Here is a 17,270-nt window from a genome sequence, read left to right on the forward strand (position 1 = left end):
GTCGAGCATAGTGACGAACGCTGCAGGAGTAAAACCGCCGGGGCCAGGGCCCGGCGGGGTGATGCATCCAGTGCTGAAAACCCGGCGCACTGAGCGCCAGAAGCCGGCCCCTATCACCCTGGCACAGGCGATAGGGGATGGACAAAGGGGCGCTTCAGAGGGCGTACTTTTGCAGATTCTGCATCATCTCCTTCAACGCCTCGATATTGTCCTTGGGGTGCGCCGCGCCCTCGAAGTCGCAGATCTGCTGCCAGTGGGCCGCCACGTCTTCCGGGGAAAAGCCCTGGCGAGGGTCGAAGCCGGCGCCCAGGCTGCGCTCCCAGCGCACCTTGCCGATCCAGCCGCCGCCCACTTCGAACAGGCCGGAGGTTTCCTGGCACTGCTCGCTGCCCAGGTACACCACCAGCGGGCTGACCAGTTCGGGCTTGAGCTGCTCGAACACCTGGGGCGGAATCAGCCCCTCGGTCATCCGCGTACCGCCGGTGGGCGCGATGGCGTTGACCAGGATGTTGTTCTTGCGCCCTTCGATGGCCAGGGTCCGGGTCAGGCCGTACAGGCCGAGCTTGGCCATGCCGTAGTTGGACTGGCCGAAGTTGCCATAGATGCCCGAGGTGGAAGCGGTGAAGATCACCCGGCCATACCCCTGGTCGCGCAGGTGTGGCCAGGCGGCGCGGGTGACCTTGTAGGCCCCCTCGACATGCACCCGATACACCAGGTCCCAATCGGCGTCCTCCATCTTGTGGAAGGTCTTGTCCCGCAGGATCCCGGCGTTGTTGACCACCACATCGACCCGGCCAAACACATCCAGGGCGTTCTGCACGATCTTTTCACCGTCGGTGACCGAGTCATGGCTGGCTTCGGCGATACCGCCGGCCTCGCGGATCTGCGCCACCACGCGGTCGGCGGCCGAAGCGCTGGCGCCTTCGCCCTGGGCCGAGCCGCCGAGGTCGTTGACCAGCACCTTGGCGCCGTGCCGGGCGAACAGCAGTGCATGGGCCCGGCCCAGGCCACCGCCGGCCCCGGTGACGATCACCACTTTATCTTCCAAGCGCACAGACTCACTCATACCGAACTCCAGCAGGGCCAATGGACAATGCTTCGAGTGTCAGGCAGCCAGCCTTTGGTCACAATAAAAACGTTTTGACCTGAATGGTGCGCAATAAGGCAGCGGGATAATCGCCTTGCCCGCTCAAGGCCGCGGGGTTCAGGAACACGCCAACCGTGATGATGGCGACAGCAGATTGCCGCGAAACTCCAGGTAATGCTTGAGCACCGCCAGGGGCGCCTCGATCTGCGGGTAATGCCCGATGCTCGGCAGCAGCACCGTGTCGGCCCGTGGGATCAATTGCCGATAGCGCTCCACCATGTGTGCCCCGGAAATCGGGTCCAGGGCACCATCGATCACCCGCAGGGGCACCTCGCCGCGCTGCATGGCACTGACCCAACGTTCACGCCGGGCCCGGCGTTCAGGGATATAGCCGATCAGCTTGTGCAGGATTCGCGGGCCATCGTTGCTCTGCACCAGGCTCCAGAAATCATCCAGCACCGACTCGCTGGGGCGGTTCTGGGGGCCGAATATCTGCCGGAAACTCTTGGCCAGGCCCTGGCGGCTGAACGTGCGCCCGAGCATCCAGCCCAGCGGGCTGAGCAGCAGCTTCTGGGTCAGCACCGGGCGATGGGTTTCCGGGAACAGGCCGCCGTTGAGAAACACGCAACTGGCGATATCGATCCGCTCTTCGTAGTGCCGGGCCAGCAACTCCTGGGCAACGCTGTCGCCGTAGTCGTGGGCCAGCAGATGCACCGGCTCGGCGATACCCAGATGGGCCAGCAGCGCCTGCTGCAGGTCAGCCTGCTCCAGCAGGCTGTAGTCATGCTCCAGGGGCTTGGCCGAATCGCCGAAGCCCAGCATGTCGCAGGCGATCACCTGATGATGCCGGGCCAGGGGCTGCCACAGGTAGTGCCAGTCCCAGCTGGCGGTGGGAAAGCCATGGATCAGCAGCAGCGGCTCGCCCTGCCCGGCTACCCAGTAACGGATGCGCTGGCCGCGAAAGAGCAGGTCATGTCCGCGTGTACGCCACACGCACAGCGGGATCTCGGCAATAGGCATCAGAGTGTGTAACCCGGGTCGAGTTGATCGAGTTTGCGCAGCAGGGCCGGCCAGGCCAGAGCGCCGCCCATGCCCTGAGCGCTGCGGGTGACACCGGCGATCATCGCCCTGGCCCCGGCCAGGATCGGCGCAGGGATGGCAATCAACTCGGCGCCGCCGTTCTGCGCCAACACCTGGATCTCGCAGGCGCGCTGGAAGGTGAACATCATCAGGAAGGTGTCGGCGATGGTCGCGCCGCAGGTGAGCAGGCCATGGTTGTGCAGCATCAGGAAACTGTTGTCCCCCAGGTCGGCCTGCAGCCGGACCTTCTCCTCGGGGTTCAGGGCCACACCTTCATAGGGGTGGTAACCCAGGCTCGACAACACGAACAGCGACTGCTGGCTGATGGGCAACACGCCCTGCTTCTGCGCCGACACCGCAACCCCGGCCGCGGTATGGGTGTGCAGCACGCAAACCACATCGTGACGCACCGCATGCACCGCGCTGTGAATGGTGTAGCCCGCCGGGTTGATCTCGTAGGGGCTGTCCATCAGCTTGTTGCCCGCCTGGTCGACCTTCACCAGGCTCGACGCGGTGATCTCGTGGAACATCAGGCCAAACGGGTTGATCAGGAAATCTTCGGTGCCCGGCACCTTGGCGGATATGTGGGTGAAAATCAGGTCATCCCAGCCATGCATCGCCACCAGGCGGTAGCAGGCGGCCAGGTCCACGCGGGTTTGCCACTCGATGGCGCTGACCTGGTTTTTTACACTCGGTGTCGATTGAACGGGGGCTAGGCTCACGGCAAGGACCTCGGTGATGGTTCTTATAGGAAGAGGACCTCCAGAGTCTAGACAGCTCACGCCGCTGGCGGAGTTGCATTGGCAGCCAGCTTGATGGCCGTGCGGGTCAGCCGGGAATCAGGCCCTGGCCCGGGGCTTGCGCGTCAAAGCAACGACGCCAGCAAAGGGGCGGCGAACAGGTTCAGAAGCCCGGTCAGGACCATCACCAGCCCTGCCACCGAACCTTCTTCTCCCCCCACTTCATGGGCCCGGCTGACCCCTGCACCATGGGCCCCGACGCCAAACAGGGCACCGCGGGCCAGGGCGCTGCGCAGCGGCAGCCAGCGCAGCAGCACACCGCCGAGCATGGCCCCGAACACCCCGGTGAACATCACGAATACCGCGGTCAGCTCGGGTACGCCGCCCAGGTCATGGGCCAGGGGCATGGCGAACGGCGTGGTGATGGAGCGCGGCACCAGGGACAGGGTCACCGAGCTGTCCAGGGCCAGGGCCTTGGCCAGGCCGAACGAGCTGCCAATGGAAGCCGCGCTGCCCGCCAGCATGCCCAGCAGCAATGCCGACCAGTGGCGCATCAGCAGTTGCCGTTGCTGCCAGATGGGAATGGCGAAGGCCACGGTCACCGGCCCCAGTACCAGCATCAGCCAGTGGGTATTGGCGGCGTATTCGGCGTAGGCGGTGTGCAGCGGCACGGCGACCGCCAGCAGCAGGGCCGGCACCAGAATCAGCGGTGACAGCAGGTAGCGCCCGGTGCGCCGGTAGATCCAGCGGCTGAACAGGTAGGCGCCCAGGGTCAGGGCCAGCCAGAACACCGGCATGGCTTCAAGCTTCATGGCGCATCCTCCAGCGGCACACCAGTTCCACGGTCAAGGCTGTCACCAGCATCACCAGCAGGGTGCTGACGCCTATTACCAGCAGAATCCGCCAGCCGTCCTGGCGCAGCAGGCCGCCGTAGTCCAGCAGGCTCATCAGTGCGGGAATGAAGAACAGCAGCATCTCGGCCATCAACAGGCCGGCCCCCAGCTGCAGGGCCGCCGGCTTGACCCAGCCCAGGGCGAAGGCCAGTAGCAACAGCGCAAGGCCCATGACCCCGCCAGGAATCGGCCAGGGCAGCCAGCTGGCCAGTTGGCAGCCGAGAAAATAGATGGCCAGCAGCACCGCCAGTTCAAGAATCAAGCGGCCCAGGCGTTTGCAGGTGGAAATGTTCATGGTGGTTCGGTCCTCTCAGGGGCTTATTTTATGAAAAGCCCCATCATTACCGAAGCGAATTGTTAGACTGGAAGCCATTCCAATCTGGAATCACCGCCATGGATTTCAAACAACTGCGCAGCTTTGTCGAGGTGATCCGCCAGGGCGGCTTCACCCAGGCGGCGAAGACCTTGCACATCAGCCAGTCGGCGGTCAGCAAGCAGATCGCCCAGCTGGAACAGAGCCTCGGCACGCCCTTGCTGGAGCGCCAGGGTTCGCACATCCACCTCACCGCCGCCGGCAACGTGGTACTGCAACGGGCCGAAGGCATGTTGCGCCTGCGCCACGAACTGCTCAGCGAACTGGACGACCTCAGCCAGCTGGCACGGGGGGAACTGCGCCTGGGGCTGCCGCTGCTAGGCAGTGACGCGCTGTTCGCCAGCCGTTTTGCCGAATACCGCCGGCGCTATCCGAATATCCAGGTGCAGTTGCTCGAAGGCGGCAGCCTGAATGTCGAACAGGCGGTGCGCAACGGCGAACTGGAACTGGGGGGCAGCCTGACCCCCAAGGACCCGGCGTTCGCCTACCAGCCCTTCTGCGATGAACCGCTGGATGCCTTGCTGCCCGCCGATCACCCCTTGGCGATGAACGCCCAGGTACGCCTGGAAGAACTGGCGGACACGCCGTTCCTCCTGTACCAGCGCAGTTTCGTGCTCAACGACCGGCTGTTGCAGGCCTGCCAGCAGGTGGGTTTCACCCCCAGGGAAGGCGGGCGCAGCGGCCAGGCGGACTTCCTGGCGGCGCTGGTGGCCGCCGGCCAGGGCGTGGTGCTGTTGCCCAGTGTGGTGGCCCGTGGCCTGGTGCGGCCTGGGGTGGTGCGCCTGACCTTGAAGGCGCCGGACTACCTGCGATGGGATATCGCCTTCATCTGGCGCCAGGGCGCTTATCTGTCCAAGGCAGCGCAAGCCTGGCTGGCGCTGCTGCGGGAACAGCCGGTCAGCCCCGCAGGGCGCTGATCAGCTCGGCCAGCCAGGGCTCGGCGTCGGTTTCCGGGGTCACGCTCTCGCTGGCGTCCAGGCGCAGCATCGGCAGCACTTCCTGCACGCCCAGCTCGGCGAACAGCTCGCGCATCTGCTCGCCACCGCCACAGAAGGTATCGCCGTAGCTGGAATCCCCCAGGCCGATGACCGCTCCGGGCAACCCGCGCCAGGCGGCAGGCAACTGATCGCGAATACTCGAATACAGCGGCAGCAGGTTGTCCGGCAACTCGCCCATGCCGGTGGTGGAGGTCACGGCCAGAAACGCCTGCGGGGCGAAGGCCTGAAGCTCGGCCAGAGTGGCGCGCGGGTTGTGCCAGGCCTCGAAACCTGCGGCGTTGAGGAGTTTGGCGGCATGCCGGGCGACTTCTTCAGCCGTGCCGTACACCGAGCCGGAAAGGATGGCGACTTTCATCAATCTGATCCTGAAGCTGACTAAAAGGCTGGGATATTAACAGCTACGGAGTAAAATCCCGCCTGTGCCGCCACCTCTGCTGCAAAGCGCTGGTGGACAGCGGGCCAGCCTCTCTTACACTCCAGCACTTGCTGATCGAAAGCGGAACTTCAGGATGATCAACGCTCATCTGCTGCAACGGATGATCAACGCCTCCAACGACGGGATTGTGGTCGCCGAGCAGGAAGGCGAAGACAACATCGTGATCTATGTGAACCCGGCCTTCGAGCGGCTGACCGGCTACAGCGCCGACGAAGTGCTGTACCAGGATTGCCGCTTCCTGCAATCCGGGGACCGTGACCAGCCAGGCCTGGAAGTGATCCGCCAGGCCCTGCGACAAGGCCGGCCGTGCCGCGAGGTGCTGCGCAACTACCGCAAGGACGGCACTCACTTCTGGAATGAGCTGTCGATCACCCCGGTATTCAATGACAGTGATCAGCTGACCTATTTCATCGGCGTGCAAAAAGACGTCAGCGTCCAGGTCAAGGCCCAGCAACGCTTGCTCCAGCTGGAGCAGCAACTGGCCGAAGTGCAAGCTGAACTGGCCGCCCTCAAGGCGACCAGCGGCCACTAATAAATCGCGGAATTCGTGGTCGTAGGGATATTCCCCGCCGATCTGTCCTCCACCCTCCGAGCAACATCATGCAGCGTGACGCCCTCCTCACCCAGGATGAACTGGACTTCATCCAGACCATGCAGCACAACCCGCAGCTCAATGTGCGTGATACCACCTCGAGCCTGATGGTCAATGGCGGCGCGCAGATCCGTGACCTGCTGACGCGCCTGGCGGCCAATGAAAAGGTCACCATCCAGGCCCGTTTCGACAATCAGCAGATGACCTTCCCGCTGCAGCTGGTGGAAGACGAATTCCATGCCCTGCACCTGCGGCTGGGGGTGCCGAGCATCTTCGAGGATGGGCCCATGGTGCGCCCCTGGCGCCTGGCCCTGGAGCAGCCGGTGGCCCTGGAAAATGCCAGGGGCCAGCCTGGCCGCCTGTGGGTTCGGGAGGTCTCGTTCAAGGGAATATTGGTGGAGATCCGCAACGGTACCCGGCCACCGCGGCAGTTCGCCCAGTGGTTCAGCCCCTCGGGCTATGAACGGATTGCCCTGCACGGGCGCTTCGAGCGCCAGACCGAAGCCGGTTTCTACGCCTACCGCCTGGATCAGAGCGACCTGGAGGAAACCGAGCGCCTGCGCCAGTTCATCCTCCAGCAGCACCGCCACAGCCATCCGGCACTGCACGCCTGAAGGCTAGCGCCTCAAAGGAACCCGCGCAGGCGCTGCTGCATCAAGCGCCCCTCGTTACCCAGGCAAGCCACCGGCGAACCGACCAGGCTGTCCTGGGCCAGGTCCGCCGCGTCCCCGGCCAGCAGCAATGGGCAATCCAGGGTCAGTGCCAGGCGCTTGAGGCGCTTGGGCAACTCGGCCGAGGGTGCGTGATTGGAAAACACCACCAGGGCTACCGGCGCGATCTTTTCGCAGACCAGGGTCAGTTCCTCCAGCGGCACACCCGGGCCTAGAAGGCGCACACCGATCGGGTCCTGCCCGAGCATCAGCGCCGCCACCAGCAGCTCCAGTTCGCGGCATTGCTCGTTGAGCGCCGTCAGCAGCAGATAGCGGCTCTGGGTGGCGCGTTGCAACAGCAGGCGCTGGGTAATCCGCGCCCGCAGGAAGCCATCCAGGAACAGCCATTCGCTGGTCTGGCCAAAAGCCTCGCGCGCCAGCAGCAACTGCTTCCAGAACGGCAGGAAGATGTCCTGGAACACCACCGGCAAGGCATAGCTGGAGAAGATCTGCCCGTAGAGGCGCTCAAGCTGCTCCTCATCGAACGCGCTGACCGCCAGCTTCAATTGATCGCGCCACTGGCCGTATTCGCCCTGCAAGCCGCCATCCACCGGAGCCTTGAGCTGGGCCTGGGCAGCCCGGCCCTTGGCCAGGATCTTGCCCACTTTGCTCACCGCCACGCCGCGTTCGATCCACCCGAGAATCTCACGCACCGCCTCAACATCGTGCATGGAGTACAGGCGATGCCCACTTTCGGTGCGTGTCGGCTGAATCAGACCGTAGCGTCGTTCCCAGGCCCTCAGGGTCACCGGGTTGATTCCGGTCAGGCGCGCCACCTCACGGATCGGAAACAACTCGTCCTGACGAACGGCTTCGGGGGCGTGAGGGACGGGGGCAAGTTCAGTCATGACGGGCATCTGGGAAGAAAACACCGGGAAACAAAGTGGCGATCATTCTACTCCCCTCAGGTGGCGATGCTTCAAGCACGAGAAAAACCGACCGCCGTCATTGGTGCCTGGGCAGTAATCAGGAATAATCCTTGCTTGCTTCAGGCGCGGCCCGCCACCCCGGTGCCTCGTCAAGCGACTGCCTTACCCAGGCAGCGCATTGGTTTTACGGAGATACATAATGTCTACCTCACCCGTCACCCTGATGGTTGCCCGGCGCGTTGCCGACGGCCGTTACCAGGACCTGATCGCCTGGCTGCGCGAAGGCGAACAACTGGCCACCGACTTTCCCGGCTACCTGGGTTCCGGCGTTCTTGCGCCGCCACCCAACGATGACGAATTCCAGATCATCTTCCGCTTCGCCGACGAATCCACCCTGCATACCTGGGAACACTCCGCCTCGCGTACGGCCTGGCTGGCCCGGGGCAGCGACCTGTTCGCCCACCCTTCGGAGCACCGGGTCAGCGGTATCGACGGCTGGTTCGGCGCCGCCGGCCATCGCCCGCCGCGCTGGAAGCAGGCCGTGGCCATCTGGCTGGCATTCTTCCCGGTGTCGCTGCTGTTCAACTTTGTCCTGGGCCCGTTGCTCGGCGACCTGAGCCTGCTGCCTCGGGTATTTGTCAGCACCCTGGCCCTGACCCCGCTGATGGTCTATTTCTTCATTCCGCTGTCCACCCGGCTGCTGGCCAACTGGCTCAACAGCACACCGGCCCGACCGCTGCCGGCCACCCCCTCGACGCAGAATCCGTGATTCGCCGGCAAGCCGGCTCCTACCACACCTCGCGCAATACTTGCGCCTACCGTAGAAGCTGGCTTGCCAACGAAAAAACCCCGCAAGATCGCATTCGCCGGCAAGCCCGTTGCCTGCAGGCACAGGGTCTTCCCTCGCTGGTATAGTTTTCCCTCTACCCGCGACGCGAGCCCTTCATGAACACCTCTCCTGCCCCGATCCTGATCACCGGCGCCAGCCAGCGAGTCGGCCTGCATTGCGCCCTGCGCCTGCTCCAAGACGGGCAGCCGGTGATCGTCACCTACCGCAGCCAGCGCCCGGGCCTTGAGGCCCTGCGGGAAAAGGGCGCGACCCTGCTGTTCGCCGATCTCTCCAGCGAAGCCGGGATCATGGCCCTGATCACCGAGCTGAAAAACCGTACCCAGAGCCTTCGGGCCATCGTCCACAACGCCTCGGAATGGCTGGAGGAGAGCCCTGGCGACGAAGCAGCGGCCTTTGCCCGGATGTTCGGCGTGCACATGCTGGCGCCCTACCTGATCAACCTGCATTGCGCCGAGTTGCTGCAGCGCTCGAGCCCGGCAGACATCATCCACATCAGCGACGACGTGACTCGCAAGGGCAGCAGCAAGCACATCGCCTACTGCGCCAGCAAAGCCGGCCTGGACAGCCTGACCCTGTCCTTCGCAGCGAAATACGCCCCGACAATCAAGGTCAACGGCATTGCCCCGGCCCTGCTATTGTTCAACCCCGACGACGACGCGGCGTACCGCGCCAAGACCCTGGCCAAATCCGCGCTGGGCATCGAACCCGGCAGCGAAGTGATTTACCAGAGCCTGCGCTATCTGCTGGACAACCCCTATGTCACCGGCACCACCCTGACCGTCAACGGCGGGCGGCACCTCAAGTAAGCCAGCCCCTGTGAGGACCTTGCATGACCCTTTCCCTGCCCCAGCACTATCGCGAGATCCTCAAGGACCTGGGCGAAGACCCCGAGCGCGAAGGCCTGCTCGATACCCCCAAGCGCGCGGCCAAGGCCATGCAGTACCTGTGTCACGGCTACGGCCAGTCGCTGGAGGACATCGTCAACGGCGCGCTGTTTGCTTCCGACAGCGATGAAATGGTGATAGTCGCCGACATCGAGCTGTATTCCCTGTGCGAACATCACCTGCTGCCCTTCATCGGCAAGGCCCATGTGGCTTATATTCCTACCGGCAAGGTCCTGGGGCTGTCGAAGATCGCGCGGATCGTCGACATGTTCGCCAGGCGCCTGCAGATCCAGGAAAATCTCACTCGGGAAATCGCCGACGCGGTACAGAGCGTGACTCAGGCCGCCGGCGTCGCGGTGGTGATCGAGGCCAAGCACATGTGCATGATGATGCGCGGCGTCGAGAAACAGAATTCCACCATGCACACCTCGGTGATGCTCGGCGCCTTCCGCGATTCGAGCACCACTCGCCAGGAATTCCTGCAATTGATTGGACGGAGCAAGTAGCAATGCCACAACTTCAGCCAGGAATGGCTCGTATCCGAGTCAAGGACCTGCTCCTGCGGACCTACATCGGAATCAACGAGGAAGAGATCCTCAACAAGCAGGATGTGCTGATCAACCTGACCATCCTCTACGCGGCCCAGGACGCGGTGCGGGACAACGACATCGACCACGCACTGAACTATCGCACCATCACCAAGGCGATCATTGCCCATGTCGAGGGCAACCGCTTTGCCCTGCTGGAGCGCCTGACCCAGGAGCTGCTGGACCTGGTGATGAGCAACGCCTCGGTGCAGTACGCCGAAGTCGAAGTCGACAAACCCCACGCCCTGCGTTTTGCCGAGTCGGTGTCCATCACCCTCGCGGCCAGCCGCGCCAGCGCCTAGAAAACTGCCACAAGTGGTAAGTGCCCGCCTGGGCGCTTGCCCCTGTCCCGGAGAAACCCCATGACTGAACAACAACGCCTGGAACTGGAAGCCGCGGCCTTTCGCCGCCTGGTGGCCCACCTGGACAGCCGCAAGGACGTGCAGAACATCGACCTGATGAACCTCGCCGGGTTCTGCCGCAACTGCCTGTCCAAGTGGTACAAGGCCGAGGCCGACGAACGCCAGATCGAGGTCAGCCTCGATGACGCTCGTGAAGTGGTGTATGGCATGCCCTACGCCGAATGGAAAAATCTCTACCAGAAAGAAGCCAGCGCCGAGCAGCAAGCGGCGTTCGCCAAAGGAAAACCCCAATGACTGACCTGAACACCCTGCGTGCCAGCCTGAACAGCGGTGAACACGCTTTTGCCGACACCCTGGCCTTTGTCGCCGCCGGCTATGACTACCAGCCCCAGGCCTTCAACAACGGCGGCGTGGAAAACGCCGCCGGGCAGAACGAAGGTTCGTGCAAGACCTTGGGCCTGGCCCTGCTGGAAGGCCTGAGCGACGAAGAGGCCCTGCTGGCCTTCGGCGAACACTACCGCTCGGTACTGGCCACCCCCGAAGGCACTGACCACGGCAATATCCGCGCCCTGATCGTTCACGGCCTGGCCGGGGTCAAGTTCTCCGCCCAGCCGCTGACCCGCCGCTGATCCGCATTCTGTAGGAGCTGGCTCGCCAGCGAAGGCGTCAGCACAGCGGCGCAAGGCTCGAGGGCCTGTTCGCCGGCAAGCCGGCTGCTACCGTGCAACACCCATAAAAAAACCGGCTTGCGCCGGTTTTTTTATGGGTGGCAAATCAGAACGAAGCGTTCTGCAGGCCGTCCAGGTAACGCTCGGTGTCCAGTGCCGCCATGCAACCGGCGCCGGCCGAGGTGATGGCCTGGCGGTAAACGTGGTCGGCCACGTCGCCGGCAGCGAAGATGCCCTCGACGCTGGTGGCGGTGGCATTGCCGTCACGGCCGCCCTGCACGACCAGGTAACCGTCCTTGAGGGTCAGCTGGCCTTCGAACAGCGAGGTGTTCGGGGTGTGGCCGATGGCGATGAACACGCCGTCGACCTTCAACTCGTCGAAGCTGCCGTCGTTGTTCTTCAGGCGGGCACCGGTCACGCCCATGTTGTCACCCAGGACTTCGTCCAGGTTGGCATTGAGCTTGAGGATGATCTTGCCTTCGGCCACCCGGGCGTTGAGCTTGTCGATCAGGATCTTCTCGGCGCGGAAGGTTTCGCGACGGTGGATCAGGGTCACGGTGCTGGCGATGTTGGCCAGGTACAGGGCTTCCTCGACCGCGGTGTTGCCGCCGCCGACCACTGCCACCGGCTTGTTGCGATAGAAGAAGCCGTCGCAGGTGGCACAGGCAGAAACACCCTTGCCCATGAACGCTTCTTCCGAAGGCAGGCCCAGGTAGCGAGCGCTGGCACCGGTGGCGATGATCAGGGCGTCGCAGGTGTAGGTCGCGCTGTCACCGGTCAGGGTGTAGGGCTTGGCAGCGAAGTCCACGGCATTGATGTGATCGAAGACGATTTCAGTCTCGAAACGCTCAGCGTGCTCGCGCATCCGCTCCATCAGGGCCGGGCCGGTCAGGCCGTGCACGTCACCGGGCCAGTTGTCGACTTCGGTAGTGGTGGTCAGCTGGCCACCGGCCTGCATGCCGGTGATCAGCAGCGGCTTCAGGTTGGCACGGGCGGCATAGACGGCGGCGCTGTAACCGGCAGGGCCGGAACCGAGAATAATCACACGCGAATGGCGTACTTCAGACATGACTCACTCCTATCGACCGGCCCGGCTAGCCTGGCGCGGAACGCCGGATTGCCGGCTGGAATAAAAAAGGACGGCGAAACCTTGGGGAAGGCTTGAACTCGTCCGTCCAAAAAATAATGGGTGAAGCGTATAGAGGGGGCGAAGATTAAGGAAATACGGTTTAACAATCCAGCTCATAGGCGGTCTCTATCCTCAGGAGGCCTATTTGAAAGGGTCTTTGTTACCGTTGATGTCGACCGCTTCGCCGTGCTTTCGCCCCCAGGACAAAGCCGGTAAGGTCGGCGCGTTTTCATTCTGCTCGGAGCGCTCTATGCCCGCCCCTGTCCTGTCCGGCCCGCAATACCTGCGTGAAGGCCTGAAGCTGGTCCTCAGCCCCGGCCTGCGCCTGTTCGTGCTCCTGCCCCTGGCAATCAACCTGGTGCTGTTCGTCGGATTGATCTATTTCGCCGGCCATCAATTCAGCCTCTGGGTCGATGCGCTGATGCCGTCCCTGCCCAGTTGGCTGAGTTTCCTCAGCTATGTCATCTGGCCGCTGTTCGTGGTGCTGGTGGCCTTCATGGTGTTTTTCAGCTTCACCATGCTGGCCAACATCATCGCCGCCCCCTTCAACGGTTTCCTCTCGGAAAAAGTCGAAACCGTGGTGCGCGGCTCCGATGATTTCCCGCCCTTCAGCTGGGGCGAACTGATTGCCATGATCCCCCGCACCCTGGCGCGGGAAATGCGCAAGCTCGGCTACTTCCTGCCCCGGGCCATCGGCCTGTTCATCCTCTCGCTGATTCCGGTGGTCAACCTGATTGCCGCGCCGCTGTGGCTGCTGTTCGGTATCTGGATGATGGCTATCCAGTACATCGACTACCCGGCGGACAACCACAAGATGAGCTGGCAGGACATGCTCGCCTGGCTGCGCCAGAAGCGCTGGCAGAGCCTGGGCTTTGGCGGCATCGTCTACCTGGCGCTGCTGATCCCGCTGGTCAATATCCTGATGATGCCGGCCGCCGTGGCCGGTGCCACGCTGTTCTGGGTGCGTGAACGCGGGGTGGAGAACCTGCCGGCCAAATAAGGCCGGGGGTCATAAATCCATCATCGCAAGGTCACAATGGCGACATGGCCTCAGCCGACACTGAGGCCATGACGACAGCTCTGCATATCACCCTCATCACTGAAACCTTCCCACCGGAAATCAATGGCGTGGCCAATACCCTTGGCCGCCTCTGCGAGGGCCTGCGTGCCCGTGGGCATCAGGTGGAGCTGGTGCGCCCGCGCCAGGGTTGCGACCAGAGCCGGGCCAGCGACGAAGCCCTGCTGCTGTGCCGGGGCTGGCCGCTGCCGGGCTACCCGGGGCTGCAATGGGGCCAGTCGTCGATGCACAAGCTGCTGCGACGCTGGAAACGCCAGCGCCCGGACGTGCTCTATATCGCCACCGAGGGGCCGCTGGGGCTGTCTGCGCTGCGGGCCGCCAAGCGCCTGGGAATCTCCGTGGTCAGCGGCTTTCACACCAACTTCCAGCAGTACTCCAGCCAATATGGCCTGGGTTTGCTGACCCGCCTGCTGACCCACTATCTGCGCTGGTTCCACAACCGCTCGCAACTGACCCTGGTACCCAGCGCCAGCCAGCACCTGGAGCTGGAGCGCCGGCATTTCGAACGCCTGGCCCTGCTGTCCCGGGGCGTCGACAGCCAGCTCTTCCACCCGGCCAAGCGGCTCGATACGCTGCGGGCCGACTGGGGCCTGGGCGCCGATGACCTGGCGGTGATCCACGTTGGGCGCCTGGCGCAGGAGAAGAACCTGGGCTTGCTCAAGCGCTGCTTCGAACGCCTGCAGGCGACTTATCCACAGCGCAGGATGAAGCTGATCGTGGTGGGTGACGGCCCGCAACGTGGGGCTCTGGAAAAAAGCCTGCCCGAGGCCCTGTTCTGTGGCAGCCAGCGGGGCGAAGCCCTGGCCGCCCACTACGCCTGCGGGGATCTGTTCCTGTTTCCCAGCCTCACCGAAACCTTCGGCAACGTGGTGCTGGAGGCTCTGGCCTCGGGGCTCGCGGTGGTGGCTTACGATCAGGCTGCCGCAGCCCAGCATATCCGCCATGGCTACAACGGCGTGCTGGCCATGCCCGGAGACGAAAGCGCCTTCTGCGACGCTGCCAGCTGGCTGCTGGAAGAACCGGAAACCTTGCGCCGGGTACGCCTCAACGCCCGCCAGCATGCCAGCCGCCAGGGCTGGGCCGCGGTTATCGAGCAGTTTGAAGATCGCCTGCGCAGTGCCTGCGAGCACGGGCCGGCCGAGGATTACGAAGGGCTTATCGAAGCGACGGTCAAACCCCGCAGCGCCGTGGAGACACTCGGCACGGCAAGGGGGCTGCCCCCCTCGCCGCCCGGAGCCGGCAGTTAAACCAGGGTCATCAGCGCGTCACGGCTGAACGGCAGGATGTCCTGCTCGCGACCTTCACGGACTTTCTGCGCCCAATCCGGATCCACCAGCAGTGCGCGGCCCACGGCCACCAGATCGAACTCGTCGTTGTTCAGACGCTGCAGCAGGTTTTCCAGGCTGGCCGGCTGCGCCACCTTGTCGGTATTGACCATGAACTGCAGGAACTCGCCGTCCAGGCCGACGCTGCCCACGGTGATGGTGGGCTTGCCGGTGAGTTTGCGAGTCCAGCCCGCCAGGTTGAGGTCGGAACCTTCGAACTCCGGCTCCCAGAAGCGGCGGGTCGAGCAGTGGAAGATATCCACACCGGCATCCGCCAGCGGCTTGAGGAAGGCCTCCAGAGCTTCCGGGGTCTGCACCAGGCGCGCGCTGTAGTCCTGCTGCTTCCACTGGGAAAAACGCAGGATGATCGGGAAATCCGGACCGACGGCAGCCCGTACGGCCTGGATCAGCTCAATGGCGAAGCGCGAGCGCTGGGCCAGGTCGCCACCGTATTCATCGGTACGCTGGTTGGTGCCTTCCCAGAAGAACTGGTCCACCAGGTAACCATGGGCGCCATGGATCTCCACGCCGTCCATGCCGATGCTCTGGGCATCCTTGGCGGCCTGGGCGAAGGCTGCGATCACCTCCTGGATGTCCTGGTGGGTCATGCCGTGCACCAGCACCTTGCCGTCCTTGAGCTTCTCGGTCGGGCCGTAGCCGGGCACGCTGGCGTCCGGCTCGGTGCCCAGGCGCCGCACATTCCCCACATGCCAGAGTTGCGGGACGATCTTGCCGCCTTCGGCGTGGACCGCATCCACCACCTTCTTCCAGCCGGCCAGGGCCGCCTCGCCATGGAACTGCGGCACATTGGGGTAACCATTGGCAGCCTGGTGACCCACCGTGGTGCCCTCGGTAATGATCAGGCCGACACCCGCAGCAGCGCGGCGGCGGTAATACTCGATGACCTTGGAGTTGGGCACGCCACCGGGGGAAAACGACCGGGTCATTGGTGCCATCACCACGCGGGTCGGCAGTTCCAGCGCGCCGAGTTGAAAGGGTTTGAACAAGGCTTGAACAGGCATGCTGCGCTCCGAGAAAAAGGCTTGAGTCGATATTCGACGCACAAGACTGCGCCGGGTACCGGCCCCGGCGCACTTATGATGAGGATAATATTCCCCCCTCAATGCGCTGCACAGCATTATTGATTTGAGTGATTTAGATGCAAAAACGCCGCATTGAAGCGGCGTTAAACAAGGGCCCGGCGCGGGTTCAGCTCAAGGCTTTTTCAATCGCCTGGATCACTGTCGGATCATCGGGAGCGGTACGCGGCGAGAAACGCGCCAGTACCCGGCCGTCCTTGCCCAATAGGAATTTCTCGAAGTTCCAGGTGATGTCCCCGGGAAACTCGGCGCCTTCGCCCGCCAGCAGTCGGTACAGCTGATGGCGCTCGGGACCGTTCACGTCCAGTTTGCTGCTCAAGGGAAAGGTCACCCCGTAGTTGAGGCTGCAAAATTCCTGGATCTCCTGCTCGGTGCCCGGTTCCTGCCCGGCGAACTGGTTGCAAGGCAACCCCAGCACGCTGAATCCCTGGGCCTTGTATTGCTGGTAGAGATTCTCCAGCGCCGCATATTGTGGTGTCAGACCACATTTGGAGGCGACGTTGACCACCAGCACGACGTGCCCCTTGAAGGGCGCGAGCGGCAGCTCCTGACCATCCAGGGCTTTCAATTTAAGGTCGTGAAAAGCACTCATGACGAACTCCAAATTCCTGTGTTCTTACAGAAAACAGCCTCTCGACAGTACAGCCAAAAGCCGCGGACTAAAAAGGCGCCCTCGGGCGCCTCTCCAGTAAGCTTGAGCTTAGCGCAGAAAATCAGTGGTGATGGCCACCTTCGCCATGGACGTGACCATGAGCGATTTCTTCCTGGCTGGCGTCACGGATGGCAACGATCTTGACCTGGAAATTCAGGCGCTGACCGGCCAGCGGGTGGTTGCCGTCGACGGTCACGTCGTCGCCGTCCAGGTCACGGATGGTCACGATCTGCATCTGGCCGTCCGGAGCGGAAGCGTGGAACTGCATGCCCACTTCCAGTTCGTCGACGCCTTCGAACATGCTGCGGCTCAGGGTGCTTACCAGTTCGGCAGCGTATTCGCCGTAGGCATCTTCAGGTTCTACGGAGACTTTCAGTTCGTCACCAACTTGCTTGCCTTCCAGGGCCTTTTCCAGACCAGGAATGATGTTACCTGCGCCTTGCAGGTAAACCAGCGGGGCGCCGCCGGCAGAGCTGTCGATGACCTCACCAGCGTCGTTGGTGAGGGTATAGTCGATGGAGACAGCCTTATTGGCGGCGATCAGCATGGGGCGGGACCTTTTGCATAAGAATGAAGAACGTCCAAGTTTAGCGAAGCAATCGCTCGAAAGCGAACGGAACCCGGACCAACGGAACGTGAAAAATCACTCGACAATCTGCGGTTTTCATCAGGATGAAGAAGGCCATTGGGTGGCTGAACTGTCCTGCGGGCATACCCAGCACCTGCGCCACCAACCGCCCTGGCAGTCCCGGGCCTGGGTCCTGGAGCCGCAGTTGCGAGCCAAAAAAATAGGCCAGCGCTTTGCCTGCGGCTGGTGTGCTCAAGCCCCGGATAACGATAACCTTAGCGCCTGACTT

The 17,270-nt window shown here is 63.4% G+C and carries 23 protein-coding genes; 12 read left to right on the forward strand and 11 right to left on the reverse strand.

The features are described 5' to 3' along the window. Positions 1–154 precede the first annotated feature (154 nt). The 5 genes from BLS75_RS15865 to BLS75_RS15885 form a co-directional block, all read right to left on the reverse strand. A complete protein-coding gene (locus tag BLS75_RS15865) occupies positions 155–1,066 on the reverse strand; it encodes an SDR family oxidoreductase (RefSeq protein ID WP_011059315.1) in 912 nt (303 codons plus the stop codon). Between the two features lie 138 nt (positions 1,067–1,204). Further along, positions 1,205–2,107 carry an alpha/beta fold hydrolase gene (locus BLS75_RS15870; RefSeq protein WP_072451260.1) on the reverse strand — a complete coding sequence of 301 codons (903 nt, stop codon included), beginning with the start codon at positions 2,105–2,107 and terminating at the stop codon, positions 1,205–1,207. Then, a complete protein-coding gene (locus BLS75_RS15875) occupies positions 2,107–2,889 on the reverse strand; it encodes a class II aldolase/adducin family protein (protein WP_011059313.1) in 783 nt (260 codons plus the stop codon). Before BLS75_RS15875 ends, BLS75_RS15870 begins: the two co-directional genes overlap by 1 nt. Before the next feature lie 143 nt (positions 2,890–3,032). Next, on the reverse strand, positions 3,033–3,719 hold the full coding sequence (locus tag BLS75_RS15880) for an LrgB family protein (protein ID WP_011059312.1): 687 nt from the start codon (positions 3,717–3,719) through the stop codon (positions 3,033–3,035). Beyond that, positions 3,709–4,095, reverse strand: coding sequence for a CidA/LrgA family protein (locus tag BLS75_RS15885; RefSeq protein ID WP_011059311.1), 387 nt, complete (start codon positions 4,093–4,095; stop codon positions 3,709–3,711). The genes BLS75_RS15880 and BLS75_RS15885 overlap by 11 nt, the downstream gene beginning before the upstream one ends. Positions 4,096–4,193: 98 nt before the next feature. Between BLS75_RS15885 and BLS75_RS15890 the strand changes: the two genes are divergently transcribed. Beyond that, a complete protein-coding gene (locus BLS75_RS15890; protein ID WP_072451261.1) occupies positions 4,194–5,090 on the forward strand; it encodes a LysR family transcriptional regulator in 897 nt (298 codons plus the stop codon). Here BLS75_RS15890 and BLS75_RS15895 read toward each other — a convergent pair. Then, complete coding sequence (locus BLS75_RS15895; protein ID WP_015634186.1) at positions 5,071–5,526, reverse strand: flavodoxin; 456 nt, start codon at positions 5,524–5,526, stop codon at positions 5,071–5,073. The genes BLS75_RS15890 and BLS75_RS15895 overlap by 20 nt on opposite strands. 154 nt (positions 5,527–5,680) lie before the next feature. Between BLS75_RS15895 and BLS75_RS15900 the strand changes: the two genes are divergently transcribed. Both BLS75_RS15900 and BLS75_RS15905 read left to right on the forward strand, forming a co-directional pair. Further along, positions 5,681–6,139 (forward strand): PAS domain-containing protein, encoded by a 459-nt coding sequence (locus BLS75_RS15900; protein WP_072451262.1) that lies wholly within the window; start codon positions 5,681–5,683, stop codon positions 6,137–6,139. A gap of 68 nt (positions 6,140–6,207) precedes the next feature. Next, entirely contained in the window at positions 6,208–6,813 is a 606-nt protein-coding gene (locus BLS75_RS15905; RefSeq protein ID WP_011059307.1) for a hypothetical protein, read from the forward strand. Between the two features lie 11 nt (positions 6,814–6,824). On the opposite strand, the gene BLS75_RS15910 is transcribed toward BLS75_RS15905, so the two are convergent. Then, the gene (locus tag BLS75_RS15910) at positions 6,825–7,766 is read right to left on the reverse strand and encodes a MerR family transcriptional regulator (protein ID WP_072451263.1); all 942 of its coding nucleotides are present in this window, start codon (positions 7,764–7,766) and stop codon (positions 6,825–6,827) included. Positions 7,767–7,977: 211 nt separating this feature from the next. Here BLS75_RS15910 and BLS75_RS15915 point away from each other — a divergent pair, with 211 nt between their 5' ends. The 6 genes from BLS75_RS15915 (at position 7,978) to BLS75_RS15940 (ending at position 11,090) form a co-directional block, all read left to right on the forward strand. After that, the gene (locus BLS75_RS15915; RefSeq protein WP_011059305.1) at positions 7,978–8,547 is read left to right on the forward strand and encodes an antibiotic biosynthesis monooxygenase; all 570 of its coding nucleotides are present in this window, start codon (positions 7,978–7,980) and stop codon (positions 8,545–8,547) included. A gap of 176 nt (positions 8,548–8,723) precedes the next feature. Beyond that, a complete protein-coding gene (gene folM / locus BLS75_RS15920; RefSeq protein WP_072451264.1) occupies positions 8,724–9,434 on the forward strand; it encodes a dihydromonapterin reductase in 711 nt (236 codons plus the stop codon). Positions 9,435–9,457: 23 nt separating this feature from the next. Further along, positions 9,458–10,018: a GTP cyclohydrolase I FolE gene (gene folE, locus BLS75_RS15925; protein ID WP_011059303.1), complete on the forward strand. Its 561-nt coding sequence runs from the start codon at positions 9,458–9,460 to the stop codon at positions 10,016–10,018. A 2-nt stretch (positions 10,019–10,020) separates the two neighbouring features. After that, positions 10,021–10,401 (forward strand): dihydroneopterin triphosphate 2'-epimerase, encoded by a 381-nt coding sequence (gene folX, locus BLS75_RS15930; RefSeq protein ID WP_011059302.1) that lies wholly within the window; start codon positions 10,021–10,023, stop codon positions 10,399–10,401. Positions 10,402–10,443: 42 nt separating this feature from the next. Then, positions 10,444–10,755, forward strand: coding sequence for a DUF1244 domain-containing protein (locus BLS75_RS15935; RefSeq protein WP_169892840.1), 312 nt, complete (start codon positions 10,444–10,446; stop codon positions 10,753–10,755). Beyond that, entirely contained in the window at positions 10,752–11,090 is a 339-nt protein-coding gene (locus BLS75_RS15940) for a HopJ type III effector protein (protein ID WP_019093350.1), read from the forward strand. The genes BLS75_RS15935 and BLS75_RS15940 overlap by 4 nt, the downstream gene beginning before the upstream one ends. A gap of 145 nt (positions 11,091–11,235) precedes the next feature. Here the strand turns inward: BLS75_RS15940 and trxB are convergent, their stop codons facing one another. Next, positions 11,236–12,198, reverse strand: coding sequence for a thioredoxin-disulfide reductase (trxB, locus tag BLS75_RS15945; RefSeq protein WP_011059299.1), 963 nt, complete (start codon positions 12,196–12,198; stop codon positions 11,236–11,238). Between the two features lie 310 nt (positions 12,199–12,508). Between trxB and cysZ the strand changes: the two genes are divergently transcribed. Next, positions 12,509–13,258, forward strand: a complete 750-nt coding sequence (gene cysZ / locus BLS75_RS15955; RefSeq protein WP_072451265.1) for a sulfate transporter CysZ — start codon at positions 12,509–12,511, stop codon at positions 13,256–13,258. A 44-nt stretch (positions 13,259–13,302) separates the two neighbouring features. Further along, positions 13,303–14,583, forward strand: coding sequence for a glycosyltransferase family 4 protein (locus BLS75_RS15960; protein WP_019093349.1), 1,281 nt, complete (start codon positions 13,303–13,305; stop codon positions 14,581–14,583). Here BLS75_RS15960 and BLS75_RS15965 read toward each other — a convergent pair. The 3 genes from BLS75_RS15965 to BLS75_RS15975 all read right to left on the reverse strand — a co-directional run bounded on the left by BLS75_RS15965 (position 14,580) and on the right by BLS75_RS15975 (position 16,960). After that, on the reverse strand, positions 14,580–15,683 hold the full coding sequence (locus tag BLS75_RS15965; protein ID WP_041115990.1) for an NADH:flavin oxidoreductase: 1,104 nt from the start codon (positions 15,681–15,683) through the stop codon (positions 14,580–14,582). The two genes, BLS75_RS15960 and BLS75_RS15965, sit on opposite strands and share 4 nt — an antisense overlap. Before the next feature lie 187 nt (positions 15,684–15,870). After that, the gene (locus BLS75_RS15970; RefSeq protein ID WP_015634175.1) at positions 15,871–16,353 is read right to left on the reverse strand and encodes a glutathione peroxidase; all 483 of its coding nucleotides are present in this window, start codon (positions 16,351–16,353) and stop codon (positions 15,871–15,873) included. A 121-nt stretch (positions 16,354–16,474) separates the two neighbouring features. Further along, entirely contained in the window at positions 16,475–16,960 is a 486-nt protein-coding gene (locus BLS75_RS15975; RefSeq protein WP_011059294.1) for an FKBP-type peptidyl-prolyl cis-trans isomerase, read from the reverse strand. Here BLS75_RS15975 and BLS75_RS15980 point away from each other — a divergent pair. Then, positions 16,929–17,267 carry a DUF3565 domain-containing protein gene (locus BLS75_RS15980; RefSeq protein ID WP_011059293.1) on the forward strand — a complete coding sequence of 113 codons (339 nt, stop codon included), beginning with the start codon at positions 16,929–16,931 and terminating at the stop codon, positions 17,265–17,267. The two genes, BLS75_RS15975 and BLS75_RS15980, sit on opposite strands and share 32 nt — an antisense overlap. Positions 17,268–17,270 lie beyond the last annotated feature (3 nt).

Origin of the sequence: Pseudomonas sp. NFPP12 (assembly GCF_900103205.1) — a bacterium.
Lineage (GTDB): Bacteria > Pseudomonadota > Gammaproteobacteria > Pseudomonadales > Pseudomonadaceae > Aquipseudomonas > Aquipseudomonas protegens.